We start from the raw sequence: 26,855 nt of genomic DNA, 5'->3' as shown, positions 1-26,855 counted from the left end.
CGGGGCGAAACCTCCAGTGGGGACGGCTGATTCGAAGCGACGATAACAGTCGCAGATGCAGCTGAAGCCTGGCTGAAGAAGCCTGAACCCGTCTTCAGCGTCTCTCGCCGCCCCCTCGGGGAGAACGCGAAAGCCGGGTGTTTGCTCCCGTGCGATTCCGGCGTCCGGCGTTCGCGAGTAGACTTCAAGACCGGTGTTCGACGCGCATGTTTTGTCGTGGGGGGCCGTACTACCAGGGGATTCGCAATGGATACCCATACCGACGAGATCGCGGACGGCATCTATCGCATCTCGACTTTCATCCCGGAGCTCGGCCCGGCCGGGTTCACCTTCAACCAATTCTTCGTCGATGCCGAGGAACCGTTGCTGTTCCACACCGGAATGCGTGGCCTGTTTCCCCTGGTCACGGCGCAGATCGAGCGAATAAGGCCGGTCGAACAGCTGCGCTGGATCACCTTCGGTCACGTCGAGGCCGACGAGTGCGGCGCCATGAACCTGTTTCTCGCCGCCGCACCGAATGCCCAGGTCGCGCACGGTGCGCTGGGCTGTTCGGTGTCTATCGAGGACATGGCCGACCGGCCGCCGCGCCCGATGGTCGACGGCGAAGTCCTCGACATCGGCGGCCGCCACATTCAGCACTTCGACACCCCTCATGCTCCCCACAATTGGGAAGCCCGAGTCCTCTACGAGCAGGACACCGGAGTGCTTTTCTGCGGCGATCTGATGAGTCAATTGGGCAACGGTCCGGCCCTGACGGCCGCGGATCTGGTCGAGCCCGCTGCCGTCGCCGAAGACGTCTTCCATGCCACCTCGCTGGGCCCGGCCGTGCCCGCCGCGCTCCGTAAACTCGCGCAACTGCGGCCGACCACGTTGGCGATCATGCACGGATCGAGCTTCGTCGGCGACGGGGCGACCGCTCTGCTCGCGCTCGCGGATGAATATGAGCAGCGGCTGGCCGCCTGAACCGGGAACCCACGCCGGAAGCATCCTCGTGCTCCGGACGGTGACCTCGGATCCATGACCGCAGGTGTCGAACTGCGCGTATACGCCGAGCTGAACGACTTCCTGCCGGCACCGGCGCGGCACCGGATGCTGTGGCGGCCGGTGCGCCCGCATCAGACGGTCAAGGATGTGGTGGAAGCGGCGGGTGTGCCGCATACCGAGATCGATCTGCTGCTGGTCAACGGCGAATCGGTCGATTTCGGGCATCGCCCGCGTCCGGGTGACCGGCTGGCGGTGTATCCGATGTTCGAGACCCTCGATATCGGATCGCTGACCCGGGTGCGGCCCCGACCGCTGCGTGAACCGCGCTTCCTCGTCGACGTCAACCTCGGCGGCCTGGCCCGGCTGATGCGGTTGATGGGGCTCGACATCCGCTGCGAATTCGACGCCGACGATGCCGAGCTGGCCCAGATCTCGGCCGCCGAGCACCGCATCCTGCTCACCCGCGACAGGGGACTGCTCGCGCGGCGCATCGTCACCCATGGGGTGTTCGTGCGCGCGGACCGGCCGGTGGACCAGATCCTCGAAGTGATCACCCGGCTCGATCTCGCCGACCGCCTCGCTCCGCTCACCCGGTGTGTGCGCTGCGGCGACCTGCTCGACGATGTCGACAAACGCGACGTCGCCGATCGGCTGCCCCCGCTCACCCTGCGCTACTACGACACCTTCCGGCAGTGCCGCGGCTGCGGGCGCGTCTACTGGGCCGGCGCCCATCAGGATCGCCTCGACGACCTCATCGCGCGGATTCGTGCGGGCATCGCGGAGCGCGGGCGGGCCGGGACCGGTGAACAGACCTAGCGTTCGGTGAAGGGCACCGGGAGGTCACCGAAGCGCAGCGAGTTGGCCAGCTCCTCGGCCGATTCGGCGGTGAAGTTCCCGGAGATCAGCGTGGATCCGCCGGGCGAGGGCGACATGATCATCGGGGCGCTGATGACCTCGGTGTCGACGACGAAAGCCGCTCGCCTGTTGATGTTTTCGGTGGTGAAATCCGCGAACACCTCGGTGGCATCCCTGGTGAACGTCACCTCGATCGAGTGCCGGTCCGATCCGGGTTCGGGGCGGGTCTTCGCATCCGAGATGCCGCGATTGTCGAGCACCGAGGGGCCGAGCAGCAGCACTTCGGTGCCGTCGGCGGCACAGGTCACCAGTGGTAGCGCCGGGTCGTCCGCGCTGCGCAGCGGATCGGCCGCGCCGCAGTCGAGCGCGGCGATCGCCTGCTGCTGAATCGCGGGATCACTGCTCTGCCTGGTGATCTTGGCGGTGATCGGGTCGGTTGCCGGTGGGGCCGGGGCGCTGCCGGAGCCGGCCGTCGGCACCGCGGTGAGGACCGGCCGCACCGTCAGCTTGCCGGTGTGTGCGAGCCTGCGCGCTGCCGCGCCGTCGTCGTCGGGGACGGTGACCACCAGGGTGTCATCTTTGATCGTGACGGTCGTGCCCGGCAGCCGCATGCCCTCGGCGCGCCACAGAATGATCTGCCTGGCGGCACTCATGGTTTCCGGTGTCGGCGGTGTGCCGTCGGCGGTCTGTGCGGTCAGGACCACCGGTATGCCGGGCGGCGCTTGCGTCGTCGACGGCGGCGCCGTCGAGGTCGACTCCGGTACCGCCTGCCCGGAAACATCGCATCCGGTGAGCAGCGCAGAACCCGCGGCGAGCGCGATCACCGCACCGCGTACTCGCCAGGAGCTGGTGTACTTGCTCTTCATCGGAACCCCCCGATCTCGCCATGTGCCGGTGAGCCTAATCGACCGCGCCCGCACGCGTCAGCGCGTCGGCCTCGGCGTGCCGGTCGCCGGTGCCGCGAACTTCTCGATCCCCAGCCGTGCGAATTCCCGGCCCATCGGCCCGATTCCCACGGCCGACCACACCAATCCGTATTCCAGCGGCGCGGCATCGGCCAGCGGGCGGTACACCAGGTCGGGGCGCGCGTAGTAACGCGCACCCTGTGCCGCGCATATGGTGACGCCGTGGCCCGCGGCCACCAGCGTGAGCAGCTCCTGCCAGTAGGCCGTGGCCGGCCTGCGGTGGATCGGCCGGCCGCTGCGAATCGGACACGGCCACCACCCGTTCGTCACTGAACAGGACCGGCCCGGACACGAGATCGGGTTCGTCGACGGGGAATTCGATGAGCTGCACGTCGAGTTCGCCGCGGCGCAGCGACCCGAAGCGATCGGATAGGTGCACTTCACGGATCTCGACAGCACAGTCGGTATGCCGAGTCCGGAACTCGGCCATGATTTTCGCGACCAGCTCGCTGGCCCTCGGGCTGGAGAATCCGAGGCGCAGTATGCCGCCGCGAGCGGCATCGGCGGCCCGGTCGATGGATCGTTGGACGCCGGCGAAGTGCGGGGTGAGATCCTCGCGCAGCTGGTGACCGATCGGGGTGAGCACCACGCTGCGACTGGTCCGCTCGAACAGCGGCGCGCCCACCCGCCGTTCCAAGGCTTTGATCAGTTGGCTTATCCGAGCCCTCGACACGAACAGCCGCTCGGCGGTCCGACCGAAATGGAGTTCATCCGACAGCGATCTGACAGCCGTGTCACCGCGCGCCTTCGAGCTGATCGCCGAGCTCGAACTCGTGCTGCAATGCGAGGGCTGGGCGGACGCTCGGCTCGAGGAACTGGTCCGGATCCGGATTTCACAGCTCAACGCCTGCGCCTATCACCTCGATGTGCACACCCGTGCTGCGCTGGCCGGCGGGGAAACCCAGCAGCGGCTCAACCAACTGGCGGGCTGGCGCGATGCACAGCTGTACTCCGACACCGAACGTGCCGCGCTCGCGCTCGCGGAAACGCTGACCGTGCTGCCCGGATTCGAAGTGCCCGATGACACCTTCGGTGCGGCCGAACGCCTGCTCGGGCCGTACAACCTCGGCAATCTGATCATGATCATCGCCCTCGCGAACGCGCGGGATCGGATGTGCCTCGCCACCAGGACTGCACCGCCGTGCGGGGCGGACCGGCGAATGTGACTGCTCGACAGGAATGGAAACGATGCTCCGACAAGCACCCGATGCGCCGCGGATGGTGACCCGATACCAAGTGGCCTGCGACGTTCGTGATGTCCTCAGCGGCATCGGCGACAAATGGACCGTGCTGGTGATCGCCGAGCTCACCGTCGACACCCGCCGGTTCCTGCAACTGCATCGGCGGGTGCCGGGAATCTCACAGCGCATGCTGACGGTGACACTGCGCAAGCTCGAACGCGACGGCCTGATCGCGCGAACGGTGTATCCGACGGTTCCGGTCCAAGTCGAATACGCGTTGACGCCGATGGGCCGCAGCCTGCTCTCGGTATTGGAGGCGGTCGCGGCCTGGTCTGCCCGATACCGAAGCGAGGTGCTCGCCTCGCGCAGCCGCTGGGATGCGGCGATCCTCGATGCAGCGGGTTCGGTGGCGTGACGCACAACAGGCCGGGACACTGAGAAGTGTCCCGGCCTGTTGTTCTCTGCGGAGGATAGGGGATTTGAACCCCTGAGGGCGTTAACCCAACCCGCGTTCCAGGCGAGCGCCATAGGCCACTAGGCGAATCCTCCGTGGTGCAGCATACCGGCTGGACCCCGGCCGATGCCAAACGGGCCGGTCGCGGCGCTCCTCCGCGCTGGTGCGCGGCGTCGCGCCGGCTATTTGCGCAGGGCGTCGAGCACCTTCTTGACCTGCGCGCGGGCCGCGGCGTCGATGCCGTCGCGGTCGAAGCTGCTCATGGACGAGACGCTGATCTCGACCTTGACCGAGATATTGCTGTCGTTCACGGCGACGATGTGGTCGAGCGTGCTGGGGATGTAGTTGTAGGTGTGTTCCTGGGTGGCGTAGTAGCCGCGCTCGCCGATATCGCTCACGTTGCCGTGGTCGTAGCCGGTGCCGGTGGTTCCGGTGTCGAACTGCTTCCACATGTCGAACCGGGGTTCGTCCTGGTACTTGGTGTCGAAGGCGACCTCGAGCGACAGCGACGCATCGCCGCCGTCCTCGCCGGGGTTGGTGTTCTTGGCCCGGCAGCTGAGGTCGCCGCCGCCGATGCTGTCCATCGGGCCGTCCTCTTTGTGGGTGGTCTCCTCGCGGTTGACCGCCCACTGGTCGAGGACGCTGAGGTCGACCAGCTCGCAGGCGTTGCCCTCCTTGAAGGCGTACTCACCGTCCCAGGGCTTGTCGCTGGAATCGGACACGCTCGAGGCGATGGCGATCACACCGACGATGACCACGAGCAGCACCACCGCGGCGATCGAACCGCCGATGATCCAGGGCGTCTTGTTGCTCGGCCGCGGTGGCGGAGGCATGAAGCCGGCGGGCGGCACCGGCTGGCCCGGTGCCCACTGCTGCTGTCCACCGGGCGGGTACGGGGTGGCTCCGCTCGGGTAGGGGTTGGCCCCCGGATACGGTGCGGCGCCGCTGGCGTAGGGGTTCGCGCCGCTCGAGTACGGATCGCCGGGCGGATTCAGGTCCGAGCGCAGGATGGTCGGATCGGCCACCGGCTGGTTCAGGTCGGATCGCAGGATCGTCGGATCCGCCCTGGACGGGTCGGCCCCCTGCCCGGTGTTCGGTGTCTCCCACCACTGCGGTTCCGGGCCGCCGCTGCCGGGCGGATTCTGGTTGGTCATCTGTCGATCCCCTCGTGCGTGAGGGCAAAGCCCCTCCCGTTGTTCCCAAGGATCGTAGCCAGCGATCTTGTCGCGCGCGCCCCCTGTCTGCACGGCTCGCGAGGGACCGCTACACTGGCCGACGGATCCCGCGCGGCGCGCATCCTGTGAACTCCCCCAGGGCCGGAAGGCAGCAAGGGTCAACGGGCTCTGCCGGGTGCGCGGGGTCCCCTTTTTTATTGCCCCCAATTCGCAGCAATCGCCGGGTAACGTTGACCGGGGTGTGCCGAGTGATCGGCCCCCGTTCCCCTTACCCCACGCTGCTTGGAAAGGCTGCCAAGGATGCCCCGGCAAACGCAGATCGGTTTGATGAGCCATGCGGAGCTCGTGTCCGAACACGAGACCCAGACCGCGAATTACGCGACGCTCAAGACCGAGAAGCTCACGCTGGATCTCACCAGGGGTAAACCCTCACCGGAACAACTCGATCTGTCCGCCGCCCTGCTCGCACTGCCCGGCGACGGTGATTTCCGTGACGGCACCGGCACCGACTGCCGCAACTACGGCGGCCTGCACGGCCTGCCCGAACTGCGTGCCATCTTCGGCGAGCTGCTCGGCATCCCGGTCTCGAACCTGCTCGCGGGCAACAACGCCAGCCTCGAGCTGATGCACGACGTCATCACCTTCGCCACCCTCTACGGCACCCCCGATTCGCCGCGCCGCTGGGCCGACGAGCCGACGGTGAAGTTCCTGTGCCCGAGCCCCGGCTACGACCGGCACTTCGCGATCACCGAGGCGCTCGGCTTCGAGATGATCCCGATCCCGATGCGTCACAATGGCCCCGACACCCAGGCCATCGCCGCGCTGCTGGCCGAGGATCCGCAGATCAAGGGTCTGTGGGCGGTGCCGAACTACTCCAATCCCACCGGCGTGGTCTTCTCCGAAGATGTGGTGCGCGAACTGGTTTCGATGCCCGCCGCCGCCCCCGACTACCGCCTGTTCTGGGATAACGCCTACGCGGTGCACCCGCTCACCGACACCGCCGCCCCGGTGCTCGATGTGCTCGGCATGGCCGAGTCGGCGGGAAACCCGAACCGCCCCTTGGTGTTCGCCTCGACCTCCAAGATCACCTTCGCCGGCGCGGGTGTGAGCTTCATCGGCGCCTCCACCGCCAACCTGGACTGGTATCTGAGCCACGCGGGCAAGAAGAGCATCGGCCCGGACAAGATCAACCAGCTGCGCCATCTGCGGTTCTTCACCGACGCGGCTGGGGTGCGCGCGCATATGCAGAAGCATCGCGCGCTGCTCGAGCCGAAGTTCGCGCTGGTGTTGAAGATCCTCGAGGATCGGCTCGGACCGTCGAAGGTGGCGTCCTGGACCGAACCCAAGGGCGGCTATTTCATCAGCCTCGACGTCATGGAGGGCACGGCCGCCCGGGTGATCAGCCTGGCCAAGGACGCCGGAATCGCGCTGACCGCCGCCGGTTCGGCCTTCCCGTACCGGAAGGATCCGGAAGACAAGAACATTCGCATCGCGCCCAGCTTCCCGTCGCTGGACGAACTGGCCAAGGCGATGGACGGCCTTGCCACCTGCGTGCTGCTGGCGGCCACCGAGAAGATGCTCGATAAATAAGGGCTTGAAGGCCGGGGATGCCCCGGTAGCGAACCCGCGGCGGGTACCTCGCGCCGCGGGTTCGTCGTCTCGATCGGCCGGTTTCAGGCGGGTTTGTGGGCGAGCACCGCGAACATCGTCACCGACAGGTGGATGTCGCCGCTCGCCGCGCCCGCGGCCAGATCGGCCAGCAGCTGGTCGCGCTCGGCTTCGGTGATCGAACCGCGCGCCACCGCCATCGCCGAGATCCGCGAGACCAGCGCGCCCGCACCGGCCGAACGCTGCTGGACCAGGGCGTGCGAGCCGATATCGTCGACGACCAGCCCGGCCTTGGTGAGCTGGCCGGGCAGGCGACGGCCGGAGAACGGATTGGTGGTCGCCGAGATGAGGGTGTCGACGACGCCGCGGACCACCCGGTGGTCGCCGGGGTGCACGATCGCGGTGCCCCAATCGGCGTCCACCACCACGACCCGTCCGCCGGGTTTCACCACCCGCGCGATTTCACGGGCGGCGCGATCGGGGGCGGTGAGGTGCTGGAAGACGCGCTCACACAGCACCGCGTCGAAGGTGTCGGCGCCGAACGGGATGCCGTAGGCGTCGCCGGAATGGAATTTCGCCCGGGAGCCGAGCTGGGCGGCGTTGCGTTCGGCCGCGGCCAGCAGATGCGGGTCGGGTTCGACGCCGATGGCAGTGCCGGCGGGGCCGACGGCCTCGGCGAAGGTGATGACCTCCGAGCCGGTGCCCGAGCCGATGTCGACGGCGGTTTCACCGGGCCCCAGTGCGAGCGCCTGATGGGCCCAATCGCGCAACCGCGACAATCCGGGCAGCGCGGCCTCCAGGTCGCGCACATCGATCAGTTGTTCCTGGCCCGCCGAGTCGAAGCGGTCGGGACGTAACCCGAAGCTGTTCATTGGTGCATCCATCGTGGGTGTTGCGGATGTGGGTATCGCCGTTTGTGGCATGCGCCGAGCCTACGTGGGCGGATCAGTGCTCGCGACGCAGGTCTGTGACAGGTATCACTACCGCTGGGTAACCTCGCGGTGGAGTTCGCGCAGGTCCGGCAGACGTTACGAAACACCGCGTTCGGTTCCGCTCCTTTCCGCGCGTCGGCCGCGACGGGCTCGTGCACGGGACCTGGGCGGGGTGGGATGATCGGGGGACATCCGGACCGCTAGGAGGAGCGCAGCATGGCCAAGTTGACTCTCGCGCAGGAACCGGAGGCCGACGAGCTGCTGTCGGAGAGCTCGCTTGCCCTGGTCATCGGCATGTTGCTGGACCAGCAGTATCCGCTGGAGCACGCCTTCCGTGGGCCGAAGAAGATCGCCGACCGGATGGGCGGGCTCGATATTTACCGGATCGCCGAGGCCGACACCGCCGAGTTCGAGGAATTGTGCGCGACCCCGCCCGCCATCCACCGCTACGGGCGCTCGATGGCCCGGCGCACCCAGGACCTCGCGCGCTACATCATCGAGCACTACAACGGTGACGTCGAGGCCATCTGGACCCAGGGCGATCCGGACGGCAAAGAGGTGCTGCGCCGCCTCAAGGACCTGCCCGGCTACGGCGACCAGAAGGCCCGCATCTTCCTCGCCCTGCTCGGCAAACAACTCGGCATCCGGCCCAAGGGCTGGGAGGACGCGGCCGGCGCCTACGCCGAACCCGGTTCGCGCCGCTCGGCCGCCGATATCGTCGACGCGGAATCCCTGCTGGAGGTCCGCGCCTTCAAGAAGCAGATGAAGGCCGCCGCCAAGAAGAGCTGAGCGCGCCGGGCTCACCGGTGAGCGAGCGGACGACGCACCCCCGTGGCCACGGCGATGAATCGCCGGATCCCGGCTCGTCTCCATTGGTGGAGGACGACACCGAGGAGGTTGATCGTGCGTTCGTTGGTGATCACAGAGAACATCACGGTGGACGGTGCCATCGCAGGCAGGGGCCACCAGATTCCCGATCTGAAATTGCTGGACGCCAAGACTTTTCGCAATGAAGTGATCTACGCGTCCTACGCGCCGGTGTAAGGAACGCGTGGCTGGTCCCCACCGCGAGCCGCCGGGGTAACGGCGGCTCGCGGGCAGTGACGCGCCCGCGCACGACTCATTGAAATCTGGCCGCATTTTAATCTCGGCAGCGGTCGCAATTCCGTCGATGCTGTTCCCCGGAAGTTTCATTGAGATGAGGGATTGCGTTTCATGAGGATGAGGAAGCTGGCCGTTATCGCGGTATTGGTGACCGTCGCGACCGGCGTAGCTGCCGGAACATCGGGTGCGGCGCCGGAAAAGGACACCGGAGCCGTCGGTTTCACCGCGCACGCGACGGAAACACAGTCGATCATCACCACCGATGCCGGATCGCTGGTGGTAGAGGACGACACATTCAAGGTCAAGGCCGCGGACGGAACGGTGCTCGCCGGAACACCGTTGCGTTTCCGGGTGGATGAATTCGAATTCCCGATCGCCGCGCAGATTTCGGATCGCACCGCGACGTTGACGCCGCAATTCGATCTCGCGCATGCGGTCTACAAGCCGGTCGCGCTGCCCTTCGAGGACAAGGCGCCGTTCAAGTCTGAATACGATCGGGAAAAGGATGCCTGGACCAGGCTGACGAGCACCATCGCGATGGGGGCGACGATCGGCACACTCGTCGGCGGGCTCGGCGGCGCGGCCGTGGGCTGCGTGCTCGGCGGCATCGCGGGCGCCACCGTCGCCTCGGCCACCATCATCGGCCTGTTCGGTCCGTTCATCCCCGCCGCCGCCATCGGCTGCATCGGTGGTGTCCTCGCCGTCGGTGCGCTCGGCACGGTGGCCGGGCAGTTGCTGGTGACCGCGCCCGTCGCGATCGGGGCCGCGATCCAGTACTTCTCGACGATCAATCAGCCGTTCCCGGCGCCGGCACCGGCGAAGTAGCTGCGGACCGATGGTTGTCCGCCCATCTGGTCCGATCCGCGGGTAAACGGTAGGCCGCGGTGCGGTCTGCGCGGAAACCCCGCCGAGCAATGCTCGGCGGGGTTTCCGCGTGTGCACCGCCGCGCCGTCCGGTTCGGCCGTCGATTGTTCATGATTCGTCAGGCAACGGCTTCACCTGCGGAAACAGTTGTGTCCGGGCGCACATCGGCGTGCCGGGGCTTGGTGCGTCGCCCGAATCGGTGTTACCTTCGATCGCATGTTCACCGGCCGTATCACCGCTCAGCGCGTCACCTATGTGACCGCTGGTCTCGGTCTGCGGCTCCCGCTCACGCGGGAACTGTGTTGTCCCTGCTGTCGCGGCTGAGCGAGTTCTTCCGCTCGCGCGTCGCCGCCACGCCACACGTGTAGGCACGTCCCGTTGACGGGACTTCAGCAAGGAATCCACAGATGTCCCTTCCTACCCTGGAACGTAGCGTTTCTCGGTCCACTGCCCGTGTCCGCAACACTCGCCCGGTCGTCGTCGCGCCGGAACTGCGGATCTCCGACAATCCGGCGGCCGCGGTGCTGCGAGCCGCCACCGGCGGACCCGTCTCGCGCGACAATGCCGCTCGCGCAACAGGTTTGAGTATCGCGACGGTGAACCGTCAGGTCTCGGCACTGCTGACCGCCGGGCTGCTGCGCGAACGCCCCGACCTCACCGCCTCCGGTGCCGTCGGCAGGCCCCGCGTGCCCTTCGAGATCGACCACGACTCGTATCTGACGATCAGCGTGCACATCGGTGCCGCCGCCACCAAGATCGTCGCCGCCGACCTGCGTGGACGCATCCTCGGCGGGCTGGCCATCGCCACGCCGCAGACCGGCCAGGAATTCGCCGTCACCACCGTTGCCCGCAGCGCCCGCGCGTTCCTGCAGCGCTGGCATCGGCGTAAACCGTTGTGGGCCGGGGTCGCCATCGGCGGCCGTGTCGACACACAGACCGGTGTGGTCGACCATCCCAAGCTCGGCTGGCGCGCGGCACCGCTGGGCGCGGTGCTCGCCGAGGTACTCGAACTTCCGGTGTCGGTGGCGCCGCACGTCGAGGCCATGGCCGCATCGGAACTGCTGCTGCCCACCGGTGATCGTGACGTCACCGGGCTCGCCAAGGGCAGCAGCCTCTACTTCTATGTTCGCGAAACCGCCGGTGTGGCCGTCACTTTGGACGGCCGCGTGCACACCCCCAGCAACGGCCCCGGCTCCATCGCGCACCTTCCCACCGGCTCGGACGTCGAATGCACCTGCGGCCGTACGGGTTGCTTCGAGGTGACCGTCGGCGACCGTGCCCTGCACGCCCGCGCCGTCGGCCGCGGCATCATCCCCGCCCACAACGGCACCGCGGGCACCACCATCGCCGACCTCTACCGCGCCGCCGCCGAGGGCTCCCAGCCAGCCCGCGACCTCCTGGCCGAACGCGCGACAACGCTGGGCCAGACCGTCGCCCTCATCCGCGACCTCCTCAACCCCGACCGAGTAGTCCTGGGCGGCCAAGCCTTCACGGCCTACCGCCCCGCCCTGTCCCACGTTTCCCGAGCCTTCAACCAGTCGACAGCCCTCCCTCCCACCGACATCCGCATCACCGGCTTCGCCCCCAAAGTCCAAGAGTTCGCCGCCGTAGTAACCTCCCTGACCCCCCTCTACACCGACCCCCTCTCCGCCCTTCGCCGCGCAACCCTCACCTAGCCGCCGAGCGGTACATGACGTAGGCACTCGCGGCGTGTCGCCTGCGTCATGTACCACTCACCGGCTCGCAATGGGGGAGTCAGTTCCCCGCGGGGAACAGGCCTTCCACCGCGGTGATGAAATACGGGAAATGCCCGGCGAAGCGGTGGAGGTTGGGGTCGCGGTCGAAGCCGCCGAACCAGTAGAGGCCGGGTTGGCGGTCGGCGCTGGGATTGAGGTCGCGGAAGGTGCGGATCCAGTTGTCGGCGCGACCGGTGATGACGGTGAACGGGAGAGCGCGGGAGAAAACCAGCTCCTGGTCGGCGGGGGGAATGGAATCGCGGCGCAGGGCGTCGAGGCCGCGTTGCAGGGCGCGGACCTGGCCGGTGAGGGTGCGGCCGTGGGCGGTGCGGGTGGGCAGGAAACGCGGCAGCAGCAGCGCGGCCACACCGGCGAGCGCGATGGCGACGCCGACGAGGGCGTGGCCGGAGGTGAGGGCCAGGCCGATGGTCGCGCCGACACCGACCACGAGCAGGCCGATGCCCAACCAGATCGGCAGCTTGCGCCGGGTCTGGTCGATGAGCGCGCCGCGCTCGACCGCATCCGCCAGCATCGCTTCGCGCACCGGGCCGGCCTGCACCCGCCCGGGCGCACGCAATTCGCTCACGGTGACGGCCTCCGCGCCGCCGGGCAGCAGCGCCTCGTACACGGCCCGCTCGTACGGCCGCAGCTGATCGTCGGCGGGGTTCACCCGGGTGATCCGCCAATCCGAATCGCTGATCGGCGCGATCCACAGATAGCGCCGTACCGCGAGATCGACGACGGTGGCCGCGATATCGGTCGGGTCGGCGTTCTCGTCGAGCAGCACACCGGCCTCGCCGGGCAGGATGCCGTCGGGGGAGGTGAACTGCGCCTTGCCGTTCTCGCGCAGCACCGGGTCGATGGTGCCGGTTCCCGCATCGGCCTGCTGACGTCGCGCGCGGAACACATACGCCGCCGCGGCCGCAAGGGCCAGTAGCAGCGCACCGAACGCGGCGAGCACCGGCGCGGTGATATCGAAGGCGGTCGAACCGGTTTCGCGGATCTCGGCGTTGGCGGGCACGGTGCCCGGCGGGATCTGCAAGGTCAGGTCGATGGCGTCGCCCTTGTTGAGGTCGGTCTGCTCAAGGTAGAGCACGCCGTCGGCCTCGATGTGCACGTCCGCGCACGGCTTGCTCGCGTTCGGCGGACCGAGTGTGCAGTCCACGATGCCCATTTCGAAGCTCGGGCTGATCAGCGAGGCGGTGATGGAGGCGATATCGGCGTTCATCACGCCCACCCAATGGAAGAGCTGGGTGCCCTCCTGCTCGCTGACGGTGTTGTTCACCGAGTAGCTGAAACTCGATTGGCCGGGATCGGCGCGCACGGTGAACAGATCGCCTTCGACCTTCGCCGTGCCCGCGCCCTCCGCGGTGATGTCGGTGACCTCGAAGACCCGTTCGGCGCCCTCGCCCGCGGGCACCCGCAGCGGCACCGTCATGGTGAACTTGTCACCCTCGGGGACGGTGATCTGCTCTTTGACCTCGAGCACGCCCTCCCGGCTGAGTTTGAGATCGGCGACGATGGTGATGCCGTCGGCGACAGCTTCCTGCGCATGGGCTACCGGTGCGGTCGCGGGCGTTCCCATCGCGAGCAATCCGACGATGGTGATAAGCAGCGCGCCGACGGCGCCCCCCCGAAGAGTCAGCATGAGTGCCTACTCTAAACAGCTTGCTATTCTGCGTCAGCGGCTGTCGGTGAACATGAGACGAGGGGGTACGGGGGAGTGAGTCAACCACCGTACGGCTATGGGCCGGTCCCGCCCGGTGGACACCCGATCCCGCCCGGACATCGCCCGCCCCCCTACGGCCCGCCGCCGGGATACCATCCGCCGCCTGGTCACCGGCCTCCGCCGGGACCGCCGCCCGGTTACGCCGCACCTCCTGGTCACCGGCCCCCGCCTTCGCCCGGCTACGTCCCGCCCGGCTACGCTCCGCCCGGGTACGGCCCGCCGCCGGGATACGCTCAGCGCCCACCGTTTCCGCCGCCCGGCTACGCCCGGCCGATGCCGCCGCCGGTTCCCTACGGCCGTCCACCCGGTCCGCCGCCGCGCCGTTCCGGCGGTGGCGGCAAAGTGGTCGCGGTGCTCGTTGTGCTGGTGCTGGTGGTTGTCGGCGGTCTGGTGCGTGCCGGGGTGAAGACCGGTATTCGTGAGGACGCCTCCGGTCCGCGCCCCGGAATGACCTACGACAACGGCGAAACCGGCCCCGCCAAGACCGCCGACAACCCGCTGGTCACCGACCCCACCGCGACATTGATCCCGGCGAACTGCGATTACGCGCCGTGGGGTACCGGAGTCGAAACCGCGCGTGCCTTCTTCGACAGCGCCGAGAACTGCCTGGAGGCCGCGTGGAAGCCCGTGCTGGAGAAGGCCGGACTGCCGTTCCAGGCGCCCACGGTGAACGTCTCCGCCACCACCGAGGGCATCACGACCCCATGCACGGGCACCACCAGCAACTTCGCCGCCTTCTACTGCCCGGCCAACAAATCCATCTACATGCCGATCAGCCAGTTGCAGACCGATCTGTTCGGCGACAACTGGGTGGTGTACCTGTCGGTGTTCGCGCATGAATACGGCCACCACATCCAGAACATGTCCGGCATTCTCCGCGCCGCCAACAGCGAACGCGTCGATTCCGGTGTGCGCAGCACCCGCGGATTGGAGCTCTCCCGCCGAGTCGAGTTGCAGGCCAACTGCTTCGACGGCATGTACCTGTCGTCGTCCGCGCAGGGCGGCTCGCTGACGTCCGCGCAGATGAGCATGGCCCGCGAAGACGCCGAGCACCGCGGCGACCAGCCCGGCGACATGCGCGACCACGGCAGCACCGCCAACGGCAGCCGCTGGTTCAACACCGGCGTCGACGACAACCGCACCAGCCAATGCAATACGTTCGCCGCGCCGGCGTCCGCGGTGAGTTGATGCCACGGTCCGACCGATGCGCGCCGCCAGATACGGGCGCCGCTTCGATGTGTGGTGGAGGCGCGCGGACGGTTCCGAATGCCTACGGTCAGTGGCGGTGCGGGCCGGTCGGCCGTGGCCGGTCTGCCGGTGACTGGACTGGACGCGGGCCTGCCGAAGCCATACGGTCGTCATTCGCTGCGGGTCACGGCCGTGGATGCCGGACGGCAGAGTGTGATCGGGGAGGAACAACAGCATGACCCAGCCGCCTTACGGCCCACCACCGGGTTACGGCCCGCCGCCGCATGGCCGCCCGCCGAGAAGCGTCCCGCCTCCACCACCTGGTCCTCGTCCACCGTATGCCGCACCGCCGCCGTACGGCGCGCCTCCCGCCTACGGCGCACCGTACCCACCGCCGCCTCCGTACGGTGCGCCTCCGCCGTATGGCGCGCCCCTACCTCCGCCGATGCCGTACGGCCCACCTCCGGGGATGCGGCCGTACGGCCCACCCATGCCGTACGGCCGCCCGATGCCTCCACCGCGTTCCGGCGGTGGAGTAGCGGCCGTCTTCACGATCCTCGGCGTCTTCATCGTCGTCGGCCTGCTGGTCGCGGCGGGATTCGCGGCAAGCTCGTCGGATGGTTCGACAACCGCCTACACCCCGACGAGCACCCCGAGCTACACATACAGCTCGTCGCCCGCACCGACGACGACGTATTCGGCCAGTCCGACCACCACGCGGTCGAGCTCCACCACCAGCCGCCGAACCACCACAACCAGCAGTACCTCCGCGGGACCGAAACCCGTTGCCGCGCTGGCCACCAACCCGCTGTTCACCCACGCGGATACCGGACTCAACAACATCAATTGCTCGTATCCGGCCTGGTCGCCGACGGTGTCGGGGGCGCGTGCGTTCTTCGAGGCGCAATCGGCTTGCCTCGGCCAGATGTGGAGTGCGCTGCTCGAATACGAGAACCTGCCGTTCTCGCCACCCGGCTTGAGCGTGACCGCGACTGCCGCAGAAGCGACTTCGCCGTGCACCGGGGGGAGCAGCAATTTCGCCGCGTTCTATTGCGGTGCGAACAAGACGATCTACATGCCGCTGGACAGTTTCATGAAGAACGAGGACCCCTACGACACCGTGGTCTTCATGGCGGTCTTCGCGCACGAATACGGACATCATGTGGAAAACCTGACCGGCATTCTGAAACAGTCGCATCAGGAGTCCTACGATGCGGGCCCCACCACCGCGCTCGGCCTGGAGCACTCGCGGCGGCTGGAACTGGCCGCCCAGTGCTTCGGTGGCATGTTCATCGGCTCATCGACCTTCGTCGGCACGATTACCGCCGATGACGCGATGGAGACCGTGCGCGACAACTACAACCGCGGTGATTTCCCGGGCGATATGCGTGACCACGGATCCCCGCAGAATTACGGTGGCTGGTACGAGCACGGGTATCGCAACAACCGGGTCCAAATGTGCAATACCTGGGCTGCGTCGTCGGATTCGGTGTCCTGAGGGATCGGCGCGCCCGCCGGGCATGGCGGACTACGCTCCCCGCTTCTCCTCCCGTAACCGCGCGAACCACCCCGCCGCTTCCTCTGGCGTCGCCTGCTCGCCGAGGAGGTTCATGACGATGTGCCCGGCGCAGGCTGCCGCGAGCACGCGTTCGGCGGCGGCCATCGGATCGCCCCAGGGCAGATAGGGTTTCGCCAGCAGCAGGGAGGCGATGCCGTGCGCGGCCGACCACAGTTCCAGCACGATGGGGGTGGGGTCGCCGGGGTCGATCAGGCCGTCGTCCATCGCGGCCTTGACGGTGTCGGCCATGTATTGGAATGCGCTGCTGGTGAGGACCTGGTCGACGGCGCCGCGGGTTTCGGCGGGGGCGGTGGCCAGCCGGTACTGCTCGGGGTGGTCGAGTGCGAAGCGGACGTACGCCATGCCGAGATGGTGCAGGCGGACGATGGGATTCGCGGCGGGGTCGGCGTCGACGGCGGCGCGCATGGCCGTGTCCAGATCCTCGAACACCTGCGCCACCACCGCGTCGATGAGCTCGTCCTTATCGGCGAAATGCCGGTAGATCGACGGTGCGCTCACCCCGACCAGCTTGCCGACCGCGCGGATCGAGACGGCCTCGGCATTACCGGTGCGGTTGAGCAGATCGGCGGCGGCGGCGAGGATCTCACTGCGCAGCTGGGAACCGGTGCCGCGCGGTGAGCGTGGTCTGCGGGCAGCGATCATCGATGCCCTGCCGGTTCGGGAACACGGGCGACGGGTTCGGGTTCCTCGCTGAGCCCGATCTTGGCGTGCAGCCGGGCCAGCGGTTTCGGCGCCCACCAGTTCGCCGGGCCGAGCAGCCGCATCAGCGCGGGGGCGAGCAGCGCACGGATGATGGTGGCGTCGGCGAGCACGGTCAACGTCAGGCCCAGGCCCATGAGCTGGATGAACGAGACCTTCGAGGTGACCATCGCGCCGATCACGATGGCCATCAATACCGCTGCGGCGGTGAAGATCCGGCCGGTGCGGGCCACACCGATCGCGACGGCCTCGGTGTTGTCCTCGGCCGCGAGTTCGTCGCCGGTGCGCTCGGCCCGCCTGGCGACCCATTCCTCACGGATCCGCGACAGCAGGAACACCTCATAGTCCATGGACAGCCCGAACGCGACGCAGAACATCAGGATCGGCATGGTCGGCACCAGATAGCCCACGGGCGTGAAACCGATCAGGCCGGAGAAGTGGCCTTCCTGGAAGATCCACACCATTGCGCCGAAGGCCGCCGTCAGCGAGAGCGTGTTCAGCAGGATCGCCTTCAATGGCAGCACCACACTGCCGGTGAACAGGAACAACACCACGAACGTCGCCAGCGCGATGAGTAGCCCGGCCAGCAGGAGCTTGGAGCCGAGCGCGTCCAGGGAATCGGCGTTGACCGCGGCCGCGCCGGTGAACAGCGTGGGCGCGGGGGCGGCCACCGCGCGCAGCTGTTCGAGCTGCTCGGAGCCCTCGGGGGAGAACGGATCCAGGTCGGTCGCCACGGTGAGGTAGGTGCCGGTCTCGTTGGCCATCTCGGGTTGCCCCGGCGCCATCCGCCGCCCCGAGACATACACTCCGGCGCTGGACAGCACGGCCGGAACGTCGTCGACCCTGGACAGGCGGGCGGCGTAGTCGGCGACGGCGTTCTGATCGTGGAAGTCGTCGAGCACGATGGTGCCGCTGGCCCCGGAATCGGCGCGCGGGAACTCCTCGCGCAATGCGTCGCCCACCTGACGGCTGTTGGCGCTGTCGGGCATCACCCGATCGTCCGGGTAGCCGAATTTCACGCCGAGGAACGGCGAGCCGAGCGCCAGCAGCAGCGCGATGATCACCACCGCGACCGGCACCGCGAACCGCATGACCTGTTTGGTGGTGCGGTACCAGAGGGTGTGCTCGGGAATCATCGGTCCGCTCGGATGCGGATCGCGGCCGAACAGCCGCCGCAGCGGAGCGCGGAGATCGAGGGCGTTGACCCGATGCCCGATCAGCACCAGCGCGGCGGGCAGCACGAACAGCGCGGCCGCGGCGGCGGCGATCACCACAGCCACGCCGGCGTAGGCGAACGATTTGAGGAAGTACAGGTCGAACACGCTCAGCACCGCCAGCGAGAGCGCGACCGTCACCGCGGAGTAGAGCACGGTGCGTCCGGCCGTCTGCACGGCGCGGGTGGTGGCCGCTACCGGCTCCAGGCCCGCCGCCAGTTCCTCGCGGTACCGGCTGACGATGAACAGGCTGTAGTCGATGGCCAGCGCCAGGCCCATGGCCGTGGTCATGTTCAGCGCGTAGATCGACACGTCGGTGAACAGCGTGACCACCCGCAGGATGGCCAGCGTCGCGGCGATCGCGAACAGCCCGACCATCACCGGCAGCGAGGCGGCGATCAGGCTGCCGAACACCAGGATCAGCACGATCAGCGACAACGGCACCGCGACCGCTTCGGCCACCGCCAGATCATGGGTGATCTGCTCGGTGACGTCGTGATACACCGCCGCGACGCCGCCCTGGCGCACGGTCACGCCGCCGCTGGTGCCGGTGAGTTGCTCGGTGAGCTCGCCGGCGACCTGCTGGATCCGGTTCTCGTCGCCCTCGATCTCGGCGATGATCAGGCCGCTGTCGCCGTCGGTGCTGCCCAGCGCCGCGGCCATGGCCGGCGGGCTGGTCCAGAAGGACTGGATTCCGCTGATGTCGTCGCGGGCGCGCAGGGCGTCGACGAGTTCGGTGGCGCGGGCGCTGGTGGCCGGATCGCGCAGCCCGGCCTCGGAGCTGACCAGCAGCACGAAATTCGGGGAGGCGCCGGGGAAATTCTCCGCCAGCAATTCGGCGGCGCGGGTGGATTCGGCGTCGTCGGTGGTGAATCCACCGGATTTCATATGCGCCGACGCGGTGGCCCCGACGATGCCGAAGAGCACGGCGAGTGCGAACGCCACCGCGAGCACGATGCGCGGGAAGCGTGTGGTCAAGCGCGCTATTCGGATCAGCACAGGAGCCCCCTCCAGTAAGTTAGTGGCGTTAGCGTAACGCGGTTAACCTGGTGGCGGAAGGGGCAGATTCGCTATCGGCGCCCGCGCGCCAGCGCGCGTCGGCCGCGCGGACCGAGGGACGGCCGCTCCTCGTGCACCGTTATCCAGCCCGCGATCGTCAGCCAGCGCTGCTGAGCGAGGGCGTCGGCGCCGTCGAAGAAGATCGGCACACCCGAGCGATCCCGCATATGGACGGCGAGTTCCCGCCAGGTGTGGCCGCAGGCCCGGTCGACGTGCCGGGCCACCGCCGCGCCGATCAGATGGATCGGCTGCGCCGAGACCTGGTCGCCGTACTGCTCGGAGTGGAAACGCCGGGCCGCGCACAGCGATCCCGGCTCGTCGTCATAGGCGATCCAGCCCGCCCGCTGCGCGCGCTCGATCAGCCACAGATGCTTGAGCGCATTCGGCGCGATCTCGCCCACCCGGCTCTGAATCAGCAGGGCGACCGGCTCGGAGGCCAGCGCGTCGCGGCGGGTCGGCCCGACGCCGTTGGCCAGCCAATGCGCCTCGGCGACGGTGGCGAGCAGGCGGCCGAAATCGTCGATCCAGCGTTGTGCGCGCCTGCCGAGATCGGCCACCCGCTCGGCTTCGCGGCGCATCTCGTTCTGCGCGGTGAGCGTGCGAATGGCGGCCATGGTCGGTACCTGGCCGCGCTCGAGCAATTCCAGGATGGTGGCCGAGGTGACGGGATCGGCGACGGCGCTGACCGGTAGCGATTCGCGCTCTACCGCGAAATCGCCCGGGCTGATCGCGCGGCTGAGCAGCTGCACGGCGGCGCGGTTCCCGGCGAATTCGGTGCCGGAAAGCCAGGCGGCGGCAATGTCTTCACACGACGACACGGCGAGTTCCTCCGGGTGCGGGGGCGTGGATTCGTCGAGCTCGGTTGTGCCCCGGCCGGGGTGGATCCGACCGGGGTCACCAACCTGATGAAGATTGGCTACCGAAGTTGCCGACAACAGGTTAGCCAGCTGGTTGCGCCGGCATGCGCGAGGTGACGGTTTCGTTATTCGCTGGGTCGCTGCCGACATTCCGGTGGCGGTGGCCCGGCATTCTGGTGGCGCGGGCGCGACCAGCGCGGGTGTTCACCTGTCGGTGCCCGCCGGTAACCTCTGGCCGTGGCTCTGTACCGGAAGTACCGACCGGCTTCGTTCGCTGAGGTAGTGGGTCAGGAGCACGTCACCGACCCGCTGAGCACCGCGCTCGACACCGGGCGGATCAGTCATGCCTACCTGTTCTCCGGGCCACGCGGTTGCGGTAAGACCTCCTCCGCGCGGATCCTGGCGCGGTCGCTGAACTGTGTGGAAGGCCCGACCTCGCGCCCCTGCGGGGTCTGCCCGTCGTGTGTGGCGTTGGCGCCCGGCGGCCCGGGCAACCTGGACGTCATCGAGCTCGACGCCGCCAGCCACGGCGGTGTCGACGACACCCGTGAGCTGCGCGACCGTGCCTTCTACGCGCCCGCCGAATCGCGCTACCGGGTGTTCATCGTCGACGAGGCGCACATGGTCACCACGGCCGGTTTCAACGCGCTGCTCAAGATCGTCGAGGAACCGCCGGCCCATCTGATCTTCATCTTCGCCACCACCGAGCCGGACAAGGTGCTGCCGACCATCCGATCGCGCACCCACCACTACCCGTTCCGGTTGCTTCCGCCCGCCACCATGCGCGGCCTGCTCGGCCGCATCTGTGAACAGGAGAACGTGCCCGTCGAGGAGGCGGTGTATCCGCTGGTGATCCGGGCGGGCGGCGGTTCGCCGCGCGACAGTCTCAGCGTGCTGGACCAGTTGCTGGCGGGCGCCGGGCCCGAGGGCGTCACCTATACGCGGGCGGTGTCGCTGCTCGGCGTCACCGATGTGGCGTTGATCGACGACGCCGTCGGTGCGCTGGCCACCTCCGACGGCGCGGCCCTGTTCGGCACCATCGACCGGGTGATGGAGGCCGGGCACGATCCGCGCCGCTTCTCCGTCGACCTGCTCGAACGCCTGCGCGATCTGATCCTGCTGCGCGCGGTGCCCGACGCCGCCGAACGTGGCCTGGTCGCCGCCCCCGGCGATCAGCTCGAACGCATGCAAGCCCAGGCCGAGAGCATCGGCCCCGCCGCACTCACCCGCTACGCCGAACTCCTGCACGCCGGGCTCGGCGAAATGCGCGGCGCCACCGCCCCGCGCCTGCTGCTCGAGGTCATCTGCGCCCGCATGCTGCTGCCCGCCGCCACCGACTCGGACGCGGCGGCGTTGCAACGCCTCGAGCACCTGGAACGCCAGTTCGCTTCCGGTGCCGTGCCTTCCGCGGCGGCCGGGGCTCCAGCGGCCGTTCCCGCGGCGGCTCCGCCGCCTCCGGCCCCCGCCGACCCCAATCGTCGCCGCGGCGCCGAAGCCCTTGCCGCACTGCGTGAATCGCGCGCGCCGAAGTCGGAACCGCAGGATGCCGTGGCGGCCTCCGGCGCCGATCAGCCGAGCACTGATCAGGTCTCGGCCCAGCAGGATGGCGCGGCTGCCCGGCCCGAGGCGGCAATACCCGCGAACACCCAGCAGCCGCCAGCGGCGGAGCCGCAGGTAACCCCCGTCAGTGCCGGCGACGCGACCACCACCGCCGAGCAGCCCCCGGCCGGGAGCGATCACCACACTGCGCCCGCCGCCGAGCCGATCGACGAACCAGCCGCCGAGGCCACCCCGGTGGTCGCGGCCGTCGAGGAGCCTCGAGTCGATGACCTCGCGGGTGGGGAAGCGGCCGAGCAGGAGCAAGCACCTGACGCCGACCACGAGGTCGGGGCGCCCGGTGCCGAGACGGAAGTGGTCACCGCACCCGCTCCCACCGGCGATCCGCTGGCCGAACTCGAAGCCGCCTGGGCCGATATCAAGGCCGAGGTGCGCAAGATCGCGGTCGCGGTGCACGCGATGTTGACCGCCGCCGCACCGGCCCGCGTCGACGGCGCCACCGCCGTCTTCGTTCACCCGCATGACGCACTCGTGCAGCGGCTGTCCGAGCAGCGCAGTGTGGATGCGCTGCGGGCAGCGTTGCAGACGGTGCTCGGGCGTGAATTCGATGTGCGGTTCGAGGCAGGCGCCGGGCAGACCGCACCGCGCGGTGGCGCGGGTACTCGCGGCCGTGGTGGCCGGGAATCCGGTGGCGGCGGATCGCGCCGGTCCGGCGACGGCGCCGCCGAGGATCCCGCGCCGGCGCCGGGAGCGTCCGAACCGCCCGCCCCGCGCAGCTTCTCCCGGCCGAGCGCATCCGCCCCGGCGGGCTCGCCGTCGGCTCCTGCCGAGCCGGGCGCCGACTCGGCATCCGCCCGGGCCACGACGACCAAGGCGGCGAGCGCCCCGCCCCGCTTCTCCCGCCCCAGCCAGGCCAAGGCCGCCCCGATAGCCGACGACGACATTCCGCCCCCCGATTACCCCGATCTGCCCGACGATCCGGGCCCTGGCGAGTACAGCGGCGCGCCGATCCCGCCGCCGACGCCGGAGGAAGAGCAGGAGATGCTGGCCGAATCCGCGCGGCCGGTGGCGCCGGGAGACCGGCAGGACCCGGATGAGGTCGCCCTGCAATTGCTCGCCTCCGAGCTGGGTGCCGTCCGGTTGGAGTGAGGCGCATCGCACCCGGCCAGAGGGTTGACAACCACTGCCCGCCCGACGTTAAGTTAACCGGAGTTCGCATCCGGCGGTAGTATGTGCGGGTGGCCGCGAGCTCATGCGAGGCGAGGTTCTATCGTATGCCCAGGCGTACGGGCGACCTTGTCTTGCGTCGGCAGGCCCATGTCCTCGTTTGTACAGCGTTAGGCGGTAGTGGCGAAGACTGGGCAGGCGGCAGCTCTAGTAACCACCGCGGTTGCGTGAGCAGCGCAAATTGAACATGGGCGGTGTGAGCGTGGTGGCACGACTGGCACCGGGAGTACCGCGAATTGAATACACACGGTCGGTCTCATGGCCGGTCGGCGAGGTTACCCGCGCCGGTGCCGCCTAGTGCGGTCCGGGCGCAACCCTAGGAAGGAAACACTCCGATATGACCACAGAGGCCTACATTTTCGAGGCCATCCGCACCCCGCGCGGCCGCAACAAGAAGGGGTCGCTGCACTCGGTCAAGCCGATCGACCTCACCACGGGTCTGGTTCAGGAGCTGCGCAATCGCTTCCCGAACCTCGACGAAGACCGGATCTCGGATCTGATCCTCGGTGTCGTTTCCCCGGTCGGTGACCAGGGCGCCGATATCGCCCGCACCACCGTGCTCACCGCGGGCCTGCCCGACACCGTCGGCGGCTTCCAGCTCAACCGCTTCTGTGCCTCCGGCCTCGAGGCCGTGAACCTGGCCGCGCAGAAGGTGCGCTCGGGCTTCGACGATCTGGTGATCGCCGGTGGCGTCGAGTCGATGTCGCGCGTGCCGATGGGCTCCGACGGCGGCGCGTGGGCCATGGACCCGGCCACCGCCTACGACACCTACTTCGTGCCGCAGGGTGTGTCCGCCGACCTGATCGCCACCATCGAGGGCTTCTCCCGCGAGGATGTCGACGCCTACGCCGTGCGCTCGCAGGAGCTGGCCGCCAAGGCCACCTCGGGCGGCTACTTCGCCAAGTCGATCGTTCCCGTGAAGGATCAGAACGGCCTGGTCGTGCTCGACAACGACGAGCACATGCGCCCCGGCACCACCCTGGAAGACCTCGCCAAGCTGAACCCCTCCTTCGCCGGTCTGGGCGAGATGGGCGGCTTCGACGCGGTGGCGCTGCAGAAGTTCCACTTCGTGGAGAAGATCAACCACGTCCACCACGGCGGTAACAGCTCCGGCATCGTCGATGGCGCCGCGCTGCTGCTGATCGGTACCGAAGAGGCAGGTAAGGCCTCCGGCCTGACCCCGCGCGCCCGCGTCGTGGCCACCGCCACCAGCGGCGCCGACGCCACCATCATGCTGACCGGCCCGACCCCGGCCGCGAAGAAGGCCCTGGCCACGGCCGGCCTGACCATCGACGACATGGACCTGGTCGAGATCAACGAGGCCTTCGCCTCGGTGGTGCTGAAGTTCCAGAAGGACCTGAAGGTTCCGGACGAGAAGCTGAACGTCAACGGTGGCGCGATCGCCATGGGCCACCCGCTGGGTGCCACCGGCGCGATGATCACCGGCACCATGGTCGACGAGCTGGAGCGCCGCAACGGCCGCTACGCGCTGATCACCCTGTGCATCGGCGGCGGCATGGGCGTGGCCACCATCATCGAGCGCGTCTGACCCCCAACCGATACTTCACAAGGAGAAAGAAACTGTGAGCGAGACCAACATGATCGGTTGGGAGCAGGATTCGGACGGCATCGTCGTGCTGACGATGGACGACCCGAACCAGAGCGCCAACACGATGAACGACCTGTACAAGAAGTCGATGACCGCGACGGTCGAGCGGCTAGAGGCCGAGAAGGACAACATCACCGGTGTGGTGCTGACCTCGGCCAAGAAGACCTTCTTCGCCGGTGGCGACCTGAAGAACATGATGAAGGTCGGCAAGGACGACGCTCAGGCCCTCATGGATGAGCTCGGCCAGATCAAGGGCGCCCTGCGCCGCCTGGAGACCCTCGGCAAGCCGGTCGTCTCCGCCATCAACGGCGCCGCCCTCGGTGGTGGCCTGGAGATCACCCTCGCCACCCACTACCGGATCGCGGCGGATGTGCCCGGTGTGCAGCTCGGTCTGCCCGAGGTCACCCTCGGCCTGCTGCCCGCCGGCGGCGGCGTCATCCGCACCGTGCGCATGCTCGGCCTGCAGGGTGCGCTCATGCAGGTGCTGCTGCAGGGCCAGAAGTACCGGCCCGCGAAGGCCAAGGAGATCGGCCTGATCAACGAGGTCGTCGGCTCGGTCGAGGAACTGGTCCCCGCCGCCAAGGCGTGGATCAAGGCCAACCCCGAGGGTGGCGTCCAGCCGTGGGACAAGAAGGGCTTCAAGATCCCCGGCGGCACCCCGTCCTCGCCCGCGTTCGCGGCGAACCTGCCGGCCTTCCCGGCCAACCTGCGCAAGCAGATCAAGGGCGCGAACATGCCCGCTCCGCGCGCGATCATGTCCGCCGCGGTCGAGGGTTCGCAGGTCGACATCGACAACGCCTCGCTGATCGAGTCGCGCTACTTCGTGCACCTGCTCACCGGCCCGGTCGCCAAGAACATGATCCAGGCGTTCTTCTTCGACCTGCAGTCGATCAACAACGGTGGCTCGCGTCCGGCCGATGTGCCCAAGCGTGAGATCAAGAAGGTCGGCGTGCTCGGCGCGGGCATGATGGGCGCCGGTATCGCCTACGTGTCGGCCAAGGCCGGCTACGAGGTCGTGCTCAAGGACGTCACCCTCGAGGCCGCCGAGCGTGGCAAGGGCTACTCGGAGAAGATCGAGGCCAAGGCCCTCTCCCGGGGTAAGACCACCGAGGAGAAGTCCAAGGCGCTGCTGGACCGGATCAAGCCGACCGCGGACGCGGCCGACTTCGCCGGTGTCGACTTCGTCATCGAGGCCGTCTTCGAGAACACCGAGCTCAAGCACAAGGTGTTCCAGGAGATCGAGGACATCGTCGACGCGGACGCCCTGCTCGGCTCCAACACCTCCACCCTGCCGATCACCGGTCTGGCGACCGGCGTGAAGCGCCAGGAGGACTTCATCGGCATCCACTTCTTCTCGCCGGTCGACAAGATGCCGCTGGTGGAGATCATCAAGGGTGAGAAGACCTCGCCCGAGGCGCTGGCGCGGGTGTTCGACTACACCCTCGCGATCAAGAAGACCCCGATCGTCGTCAACGACAGCCGCGGCTTCTTCACCTCGCGCGTCATCGGCACCTTCGTCAACGAGGCGATCGCCATGCTCGGCGAGGGCATCGCGCCCGCGACCATCGAGCAGGCGGGTCTGCAGGCGGGCTACCCGGCCGCGCCGCTGCAGCTGTCGGATGAGCTGAACATGAAGCTCATGCTGAAGATCGCCAAGGAGACCGAAGAGGCCATCGCGCGTGGTGAGGTCACCATGGGCAAGGAGCGTCACCCGGCCATCGACGTCATCGAGTTCATGGTGAACTCGGGTCGCCCGGGCCGCCTGGAGAAGGCCGGCTTCTACGACTACGACGAGAACGGCAAGCGCATCGGCCTGTGGTCCGGCCTGGCCGAGCACTACAAGTCGAACATCGGCTTCGGTGTGCCGATCCAGGATCTGATCGACCGCATGCTGTTCATCGAGGCGATCGAGACCCAGAAGTGTTTCGACGAGGGCGTGCTGGAGAAGACCGCCGACGCCAACATCGGCTCGATCTTCGGCATCGGCTACCCGGCCTGGACCGGTGGTGTGCACCAGTTCATCGTCGGCTACCCGGGCGGCCAGGAGGCCTTCGTGGCTCGCGCCGACGAGCTGGCCAAGACCTACGGTGCGCGTTTCGAGGTTCCGGCTTCGCTGCGCAAGTAGTCATCGATCGCAGTCGCTGATCGCGAAAGGCAAGGCCCGTCACCGTGTTTCGCGGTGGCGGGCCTTCGCCGTCCGGTGCCGGTTTCCGGCCGGATCGGCGGTGCCGGACCCGAGCTCACCCGGGCCGCGGGCCGGCGGTGAGGCGGCGGCTAA

At 68.4% G+C, this 26,855-nt stretch carries 21 protein-coding genes, 1 tRNA gene, 1 other RNA gene and 1 pseudogene; 15 read left to right on the top strand and 9 right to left on the bottom strand.

Annotated elements, in window-relative coordinates:
- Window positions 1-246 precede the first annotated feature (246 nt).
- Both AC5W7N_RS03580 and AC5W7N_RS03575 read left to right on the top strand, forming a co-directional pair.
- Window positions 247-963, top strand: a complete 717-nt coding sequence (locus AC5W7N_RS03580; protein ID WP_195020452.1) for an oxygen-binding di-iron domain-containing protein — start codon at window positions 247-249, stop codon at window positions 961-963.
- A gap of 54 nt (window positions 964-1,017) precedes the next feature.
- Window positions 1,018-1,800 carry a Mut7-C RNAse domain-containing protein gene (locus AC5W7N_RS03575; RefSeq protein WP_195020453.1) on the top strand — a complete coding sequence of 261 codons (783 nt, stop codon included), beginning with the start codon at window positions 1,018-1,020 and terminating at the stop codon, window positions 1,798-1,800.
- Here AC5W7N_RS03575 and AC5W7N_RS03570 read toward each other — a convergent pair.
- Together AC5W7N_RS03570 and AC5W7N_RS03565 are read right to left on the bottom strand one after the other, a co-directional pair.
- Window positions 1,797-2,705 (bottom strand): SecDF P1 head subdomain-containing protein, encoded by a 909-nt coding sequence (locus AC5W7N_RS03570; RefSeq protein WP_195020454.1) that lies wholly within the window; start codon window positions 2,703-2,705, stop codon window positions 1,797-1,799. The genes AC5W7N_RS03575 and AC5W7N_RS03570 overlap by 4 nt on opposite strands.
- 57 nt (window positions 2,706-2,762) lie before the next feature.
- Window positions 2,763-3,477 (bottom strand): annotated as a pseudogene (locus AC5W7N_RS03565) (LysR family transcriptional regulator).
- 58 nt (window positions 3,478-3,535) lie between these two features.
- Here AC5W7N_RS03565 and AC5W7N_RS03560 point away from each other — a divergent pair.
- Both AC5W7N_RS03560 and AC5W7N_RS03555 read left to right on the top strand, forming a co-directional pair.
- The gene (locus AC5W7N_RS03560; RefSeq protein ID WP_280498802.1) at window positions 3,536-3,970 is read left to right on the top strand and encodes a carboxymuconolactone decarboxylase family protein; all 435 of its coding nucleotides are present in this window, start codon (window positions 3,536-3,538) and stop codon (window positions 3,968-3,970) included.
- A 22-nt stretch (window positions 3,971-3,992) separates the two neighbouring features.
- The gene (locus AC5W7N_RS03555; protein WP_228815222.1) at window positions 3,993-4,400 is read left to right on the top strand and encodes a winged helix-turn-helix transcriptional regulator; all 408 of its coding nucleotides are present in this window, start codon (window positions 3,993-3,995) and stop codon (window positions 4,398-4,400) included.
- A gap of 49 nt (window positions 4,401-4,449) precedes the next feature.
- Here the strand turns inward: AC5W7N_RS03555 and AC5W7N_RS03550 are convergent.
- Window positions 4,450-4,534: transfer RNA gene (locus AC5W7N_RS03550), tRNA-Ser, on the bottom strand.
- An 87-nt stretch (window positions 4,535-4,621) separates the two neighbouring features.
- The gene (locus AC5W7N_RS03545; protein WP_163813462.1) at window positions 4,622-5,593 is read right to left on the bottom strand and encodes a hypothetical protein; all 972 of its coding nucleotides are present in this window, start codon (window positions 5,591-5,593) and stop codon (window positions 4,622-4,624) included.
- 120 nt (window positions 5,594-5,713) lie between these two features.
- On the opposite strand from AC5W7N_RS03545, the gene ffs reads away from it, so the two are divergent.
- Window positions 5,714-5,808: signal recognition particle sRNA small type (gene ffs, locus AC5W7N_RS03540), an RNA gene on the top strand.
- A gap of 106 nt (window positions 5,809-5,914) precedes the next feature.
- A complete protein-coding gene (locus AC5W7N_RS03535) occupies window positions 5,915-7,204 on the top strand; it encodes an aspartate aminotransferase type Ic (protein WP_163813471.1) in 1,290 nt (429 codons plus the stop codon).
- Between the two features lie 83 nt (window positions 7,205-7,287).
- Here the strand turns inward: AC5W7N_RS03535 and AC5W7N_RS03530 are convergent, their stop codons facing one another.
- Window positions 7,288-8,094, bottom strand: coding sequence for a methyltransferase domain-containing protein (locus tag AC5W7N_RS03530; RefSeq protein ID WP_194992071.1), 807 nt, complete (start codon window positions 8,092-8,094; stop codon window positions 7,288-7,290).
- Window positions 8,095-8,370: 276 nt separating this feature from the next.
- Here AC5W7N_RS03530 and AC5W7N_RS03525 point away from each other — a divergent pair, with 276 nt between their 5' ends.
- The 4 genes from AC5W7N_RS03525 to AC5W7N_RS03510 all read left to right on the top strand — a co-directional run bounded on the left by AC5W7N_RS03525 (window position 8,371) and on the right by AC5W7N_RS03510 (window position 11,799).
- Window positions 8,371-8,943: an HhH-GPD-type base excision DNA repair protein gene (locus AC5W7N_RS03525; protein WP_194992072.1), complete on the top strand. Its 573-nt coding sequence runs from the start codon at window positions 8,371-8,373 to the stop codon at window positions 8,941-8,943.
- Between the two features lie 114 nt (window positions 8,944-9,057).
- The gene (locus tag AC5W7N_RS03520) at window positions 9,058-9,198 is read left to right on the top strand and encodes a hypothetical protein (protein WP_194992073.1); all 141 of its coding nucleotides are present in this window, start codon (window positions 9,058-9,060) and stop codon (window positions 9,196-9,198) included.
- 171 nt (window positions 9,199-9,369) lie between these two features.
- Window positions 9,370-10,083 carry a DUF8020 domain-containing protein gene (locus AC5W7N_RS03515; protein ID WP_195006901.1) on the top strand — a complete coding sequence of 238 codons (714 nt, stop codon included), beginning with the start codon at window positions 9,370-9,372 and terminating at the stop codon, window positions 10,081-10,083.
- Between the two features lie 447 nt (window positions 10,084-10,530).
- On the top strand, window positions 10,531-11,799 hold the full coding sequence (locus tag AC5W7N_RS03510) for an ROK family transcriptional regulator (protein ID WP_163813465.1): 1,269 nt from the start codon (window positions 10,531-10,533) through the stop codon (window positions 11,797-11,799).
- A 79-nt stretch (window positions 11,800-11,878) separates the two neighbouring features.
- On the opposite strand, the gene AC5W7N_RS03505 is transcribed toward AC5W7N_RS03510, so the two are convergent.
- Entirely contained in the window at window positions 11,879-13,507 is a 1,629-nt protein-coding gene (locus AC5W7N_RS03505; RefSeq protein WP_194990179.1) for a DUF2207 family protein, read from the bottom strand.
- A gap of 354 nt (window positions 13,508-13,861) precedes the next feature.
- Between AC5W7N_RS03505 and AC5W7N_RS03500 the strand changes: the two genes are divergently transcribed.
- Together AC5W7N_RS03500 and AC5W7N_RS03495 are read left to right on the top strand one after the other, a co-directional pair.
- Window positions 13,862-14,776, top strand: coding sequence for a neutral zinc metallopeptidase (locus AC5W7N_RS03500; protein WP_163817825.1), 915 nt, complete (start codon window positions 13,862-13,864; stop codon window positions 14,774-14,776).
- A 508-nt stretch (window positions 14,777-15,284) separates the two neighbouring features.
- Window positions 15,285-16,274 carry a neutral zinc metallopeptidase gene (locus tag AC5W7N_RS03495; RefSeq protein ID WP_228806295.1) on the top strand — a complete coding sequence of 330 codons (990 nt, stop codon included), beginning with the start codon at window positions 15,285-15,287 and terminating at the stop codon, window positions 16,272-16,274.
- A 30-nt stretch (window positions 16,275-16,304) separates the two neighbouring features.
- On the opposite strand, the gene AC5W7N_RS03490 is transcribed toward AC5W7N_RS03495, so the two are convergent.
- From AC5W7N_RS03490 to AC5W7N_RS03480, 3 genes are all read right to left on the bottom strand, one after another.
- Entirely contained in the window at window positions 16,305-16,997 is a 693-nt protein-coding gene (locus tag AC5W7N_RS03490; RefSeq protein WP_495923241.1) for a TetR/AcrR family transcriptional regulator, read from the bottom strand.
- Window positions 16,994-19,246 carry an MMPL family transporter gene (locus AC5W7N_RS03485; RefSeq protein WP_228806294.1) on the bottom strand — a complete coding sequence of 751 codons (2,253 nt, stop codon included), beginning with the start codon at window positions 19,244-19,246 and terminating at the stop codon, window positions 16,994-16,996. Before AC5W7N_RS03485 ends, AC5W7N_RS03490 begins: the two co-directional genes overlap by 4 nt.
- A 92-nt stretch (window positions 19,247-19,338) precedes the next feature.
- Window positions 19,339-20,145 (bottom strand): hypothetical protein, encoded by an 807-nt coding sequence (locus AC5W7N_RS03480; RefSeq protein WP_194990176.1) that lies wholly within the window; start codon window positions 20,143-20,145, stop codon window positions 19,339-19,341.
- 276 nt (window positions 20,146-20,421) lie between these two features.
- Between AC5W7N_RS03480 and AC5W7N_RS03475 the strand changes: the two genes are divergently transcribed.
- The 3 genes from AC5W7N_RS03475 (at window position 20,422) to AC5W7N_RS03465 (ending at window position 26,702) form a co-directional block, all read left to right on the top strand.
- The gene (locus AC5W7N_RS03475; protein ID WP_495923240.1) at window positions 20,422-22,890 is read left to right on the top strand and encodes a DNA polymerase III subunit gamma and tau; all 2,469 of its coding nucleotides are present in this window, start codon (window positions 20,422-20,424) and stop codon (window positions 22,888-22,890) included.
- Window positions 22,891-23,305: 415 nt separating this feature from the next.
- Window positions 23,306-24,517, top strand: coding sequence for an acetyl-CoA C-acetyltransferase (locus tag AC5W7N_RS03470; RefSeq protein WP_138447751.1), 1,212 nt, complete (start codon window positions 23,306-23,308; stop codon window positions 24,515-24,517).
- 34 nt (window positions 24,518-24,551) lie between these two features.
- The gene (locus tag AC5W7N_RS03465; RefSeq protein ID WP_163817893.1) at window positions 24,552-26,702 is read left to right on the top strand and encodes a 3-hydroxyacyl-CoA dehydrogenase NAD-binding domain-containing protein; all 2,151 of its coding nucleotides are present in this window, start codon (window positions 24,552-24,554) and stop codon (window positions 26,700-26,702) included.
- The last annotated feature ends 153 nt before the right edge of the window (window positions 26,703-26,855 follow it).

It is taken from the genome of Nocardia sp. CDC519, from assembly GCF_059509835.1.
Note: the sequence above shows the minus strand (reverse complement) of the source record. Positions and strands in the feature narration are given on the sequence as shown.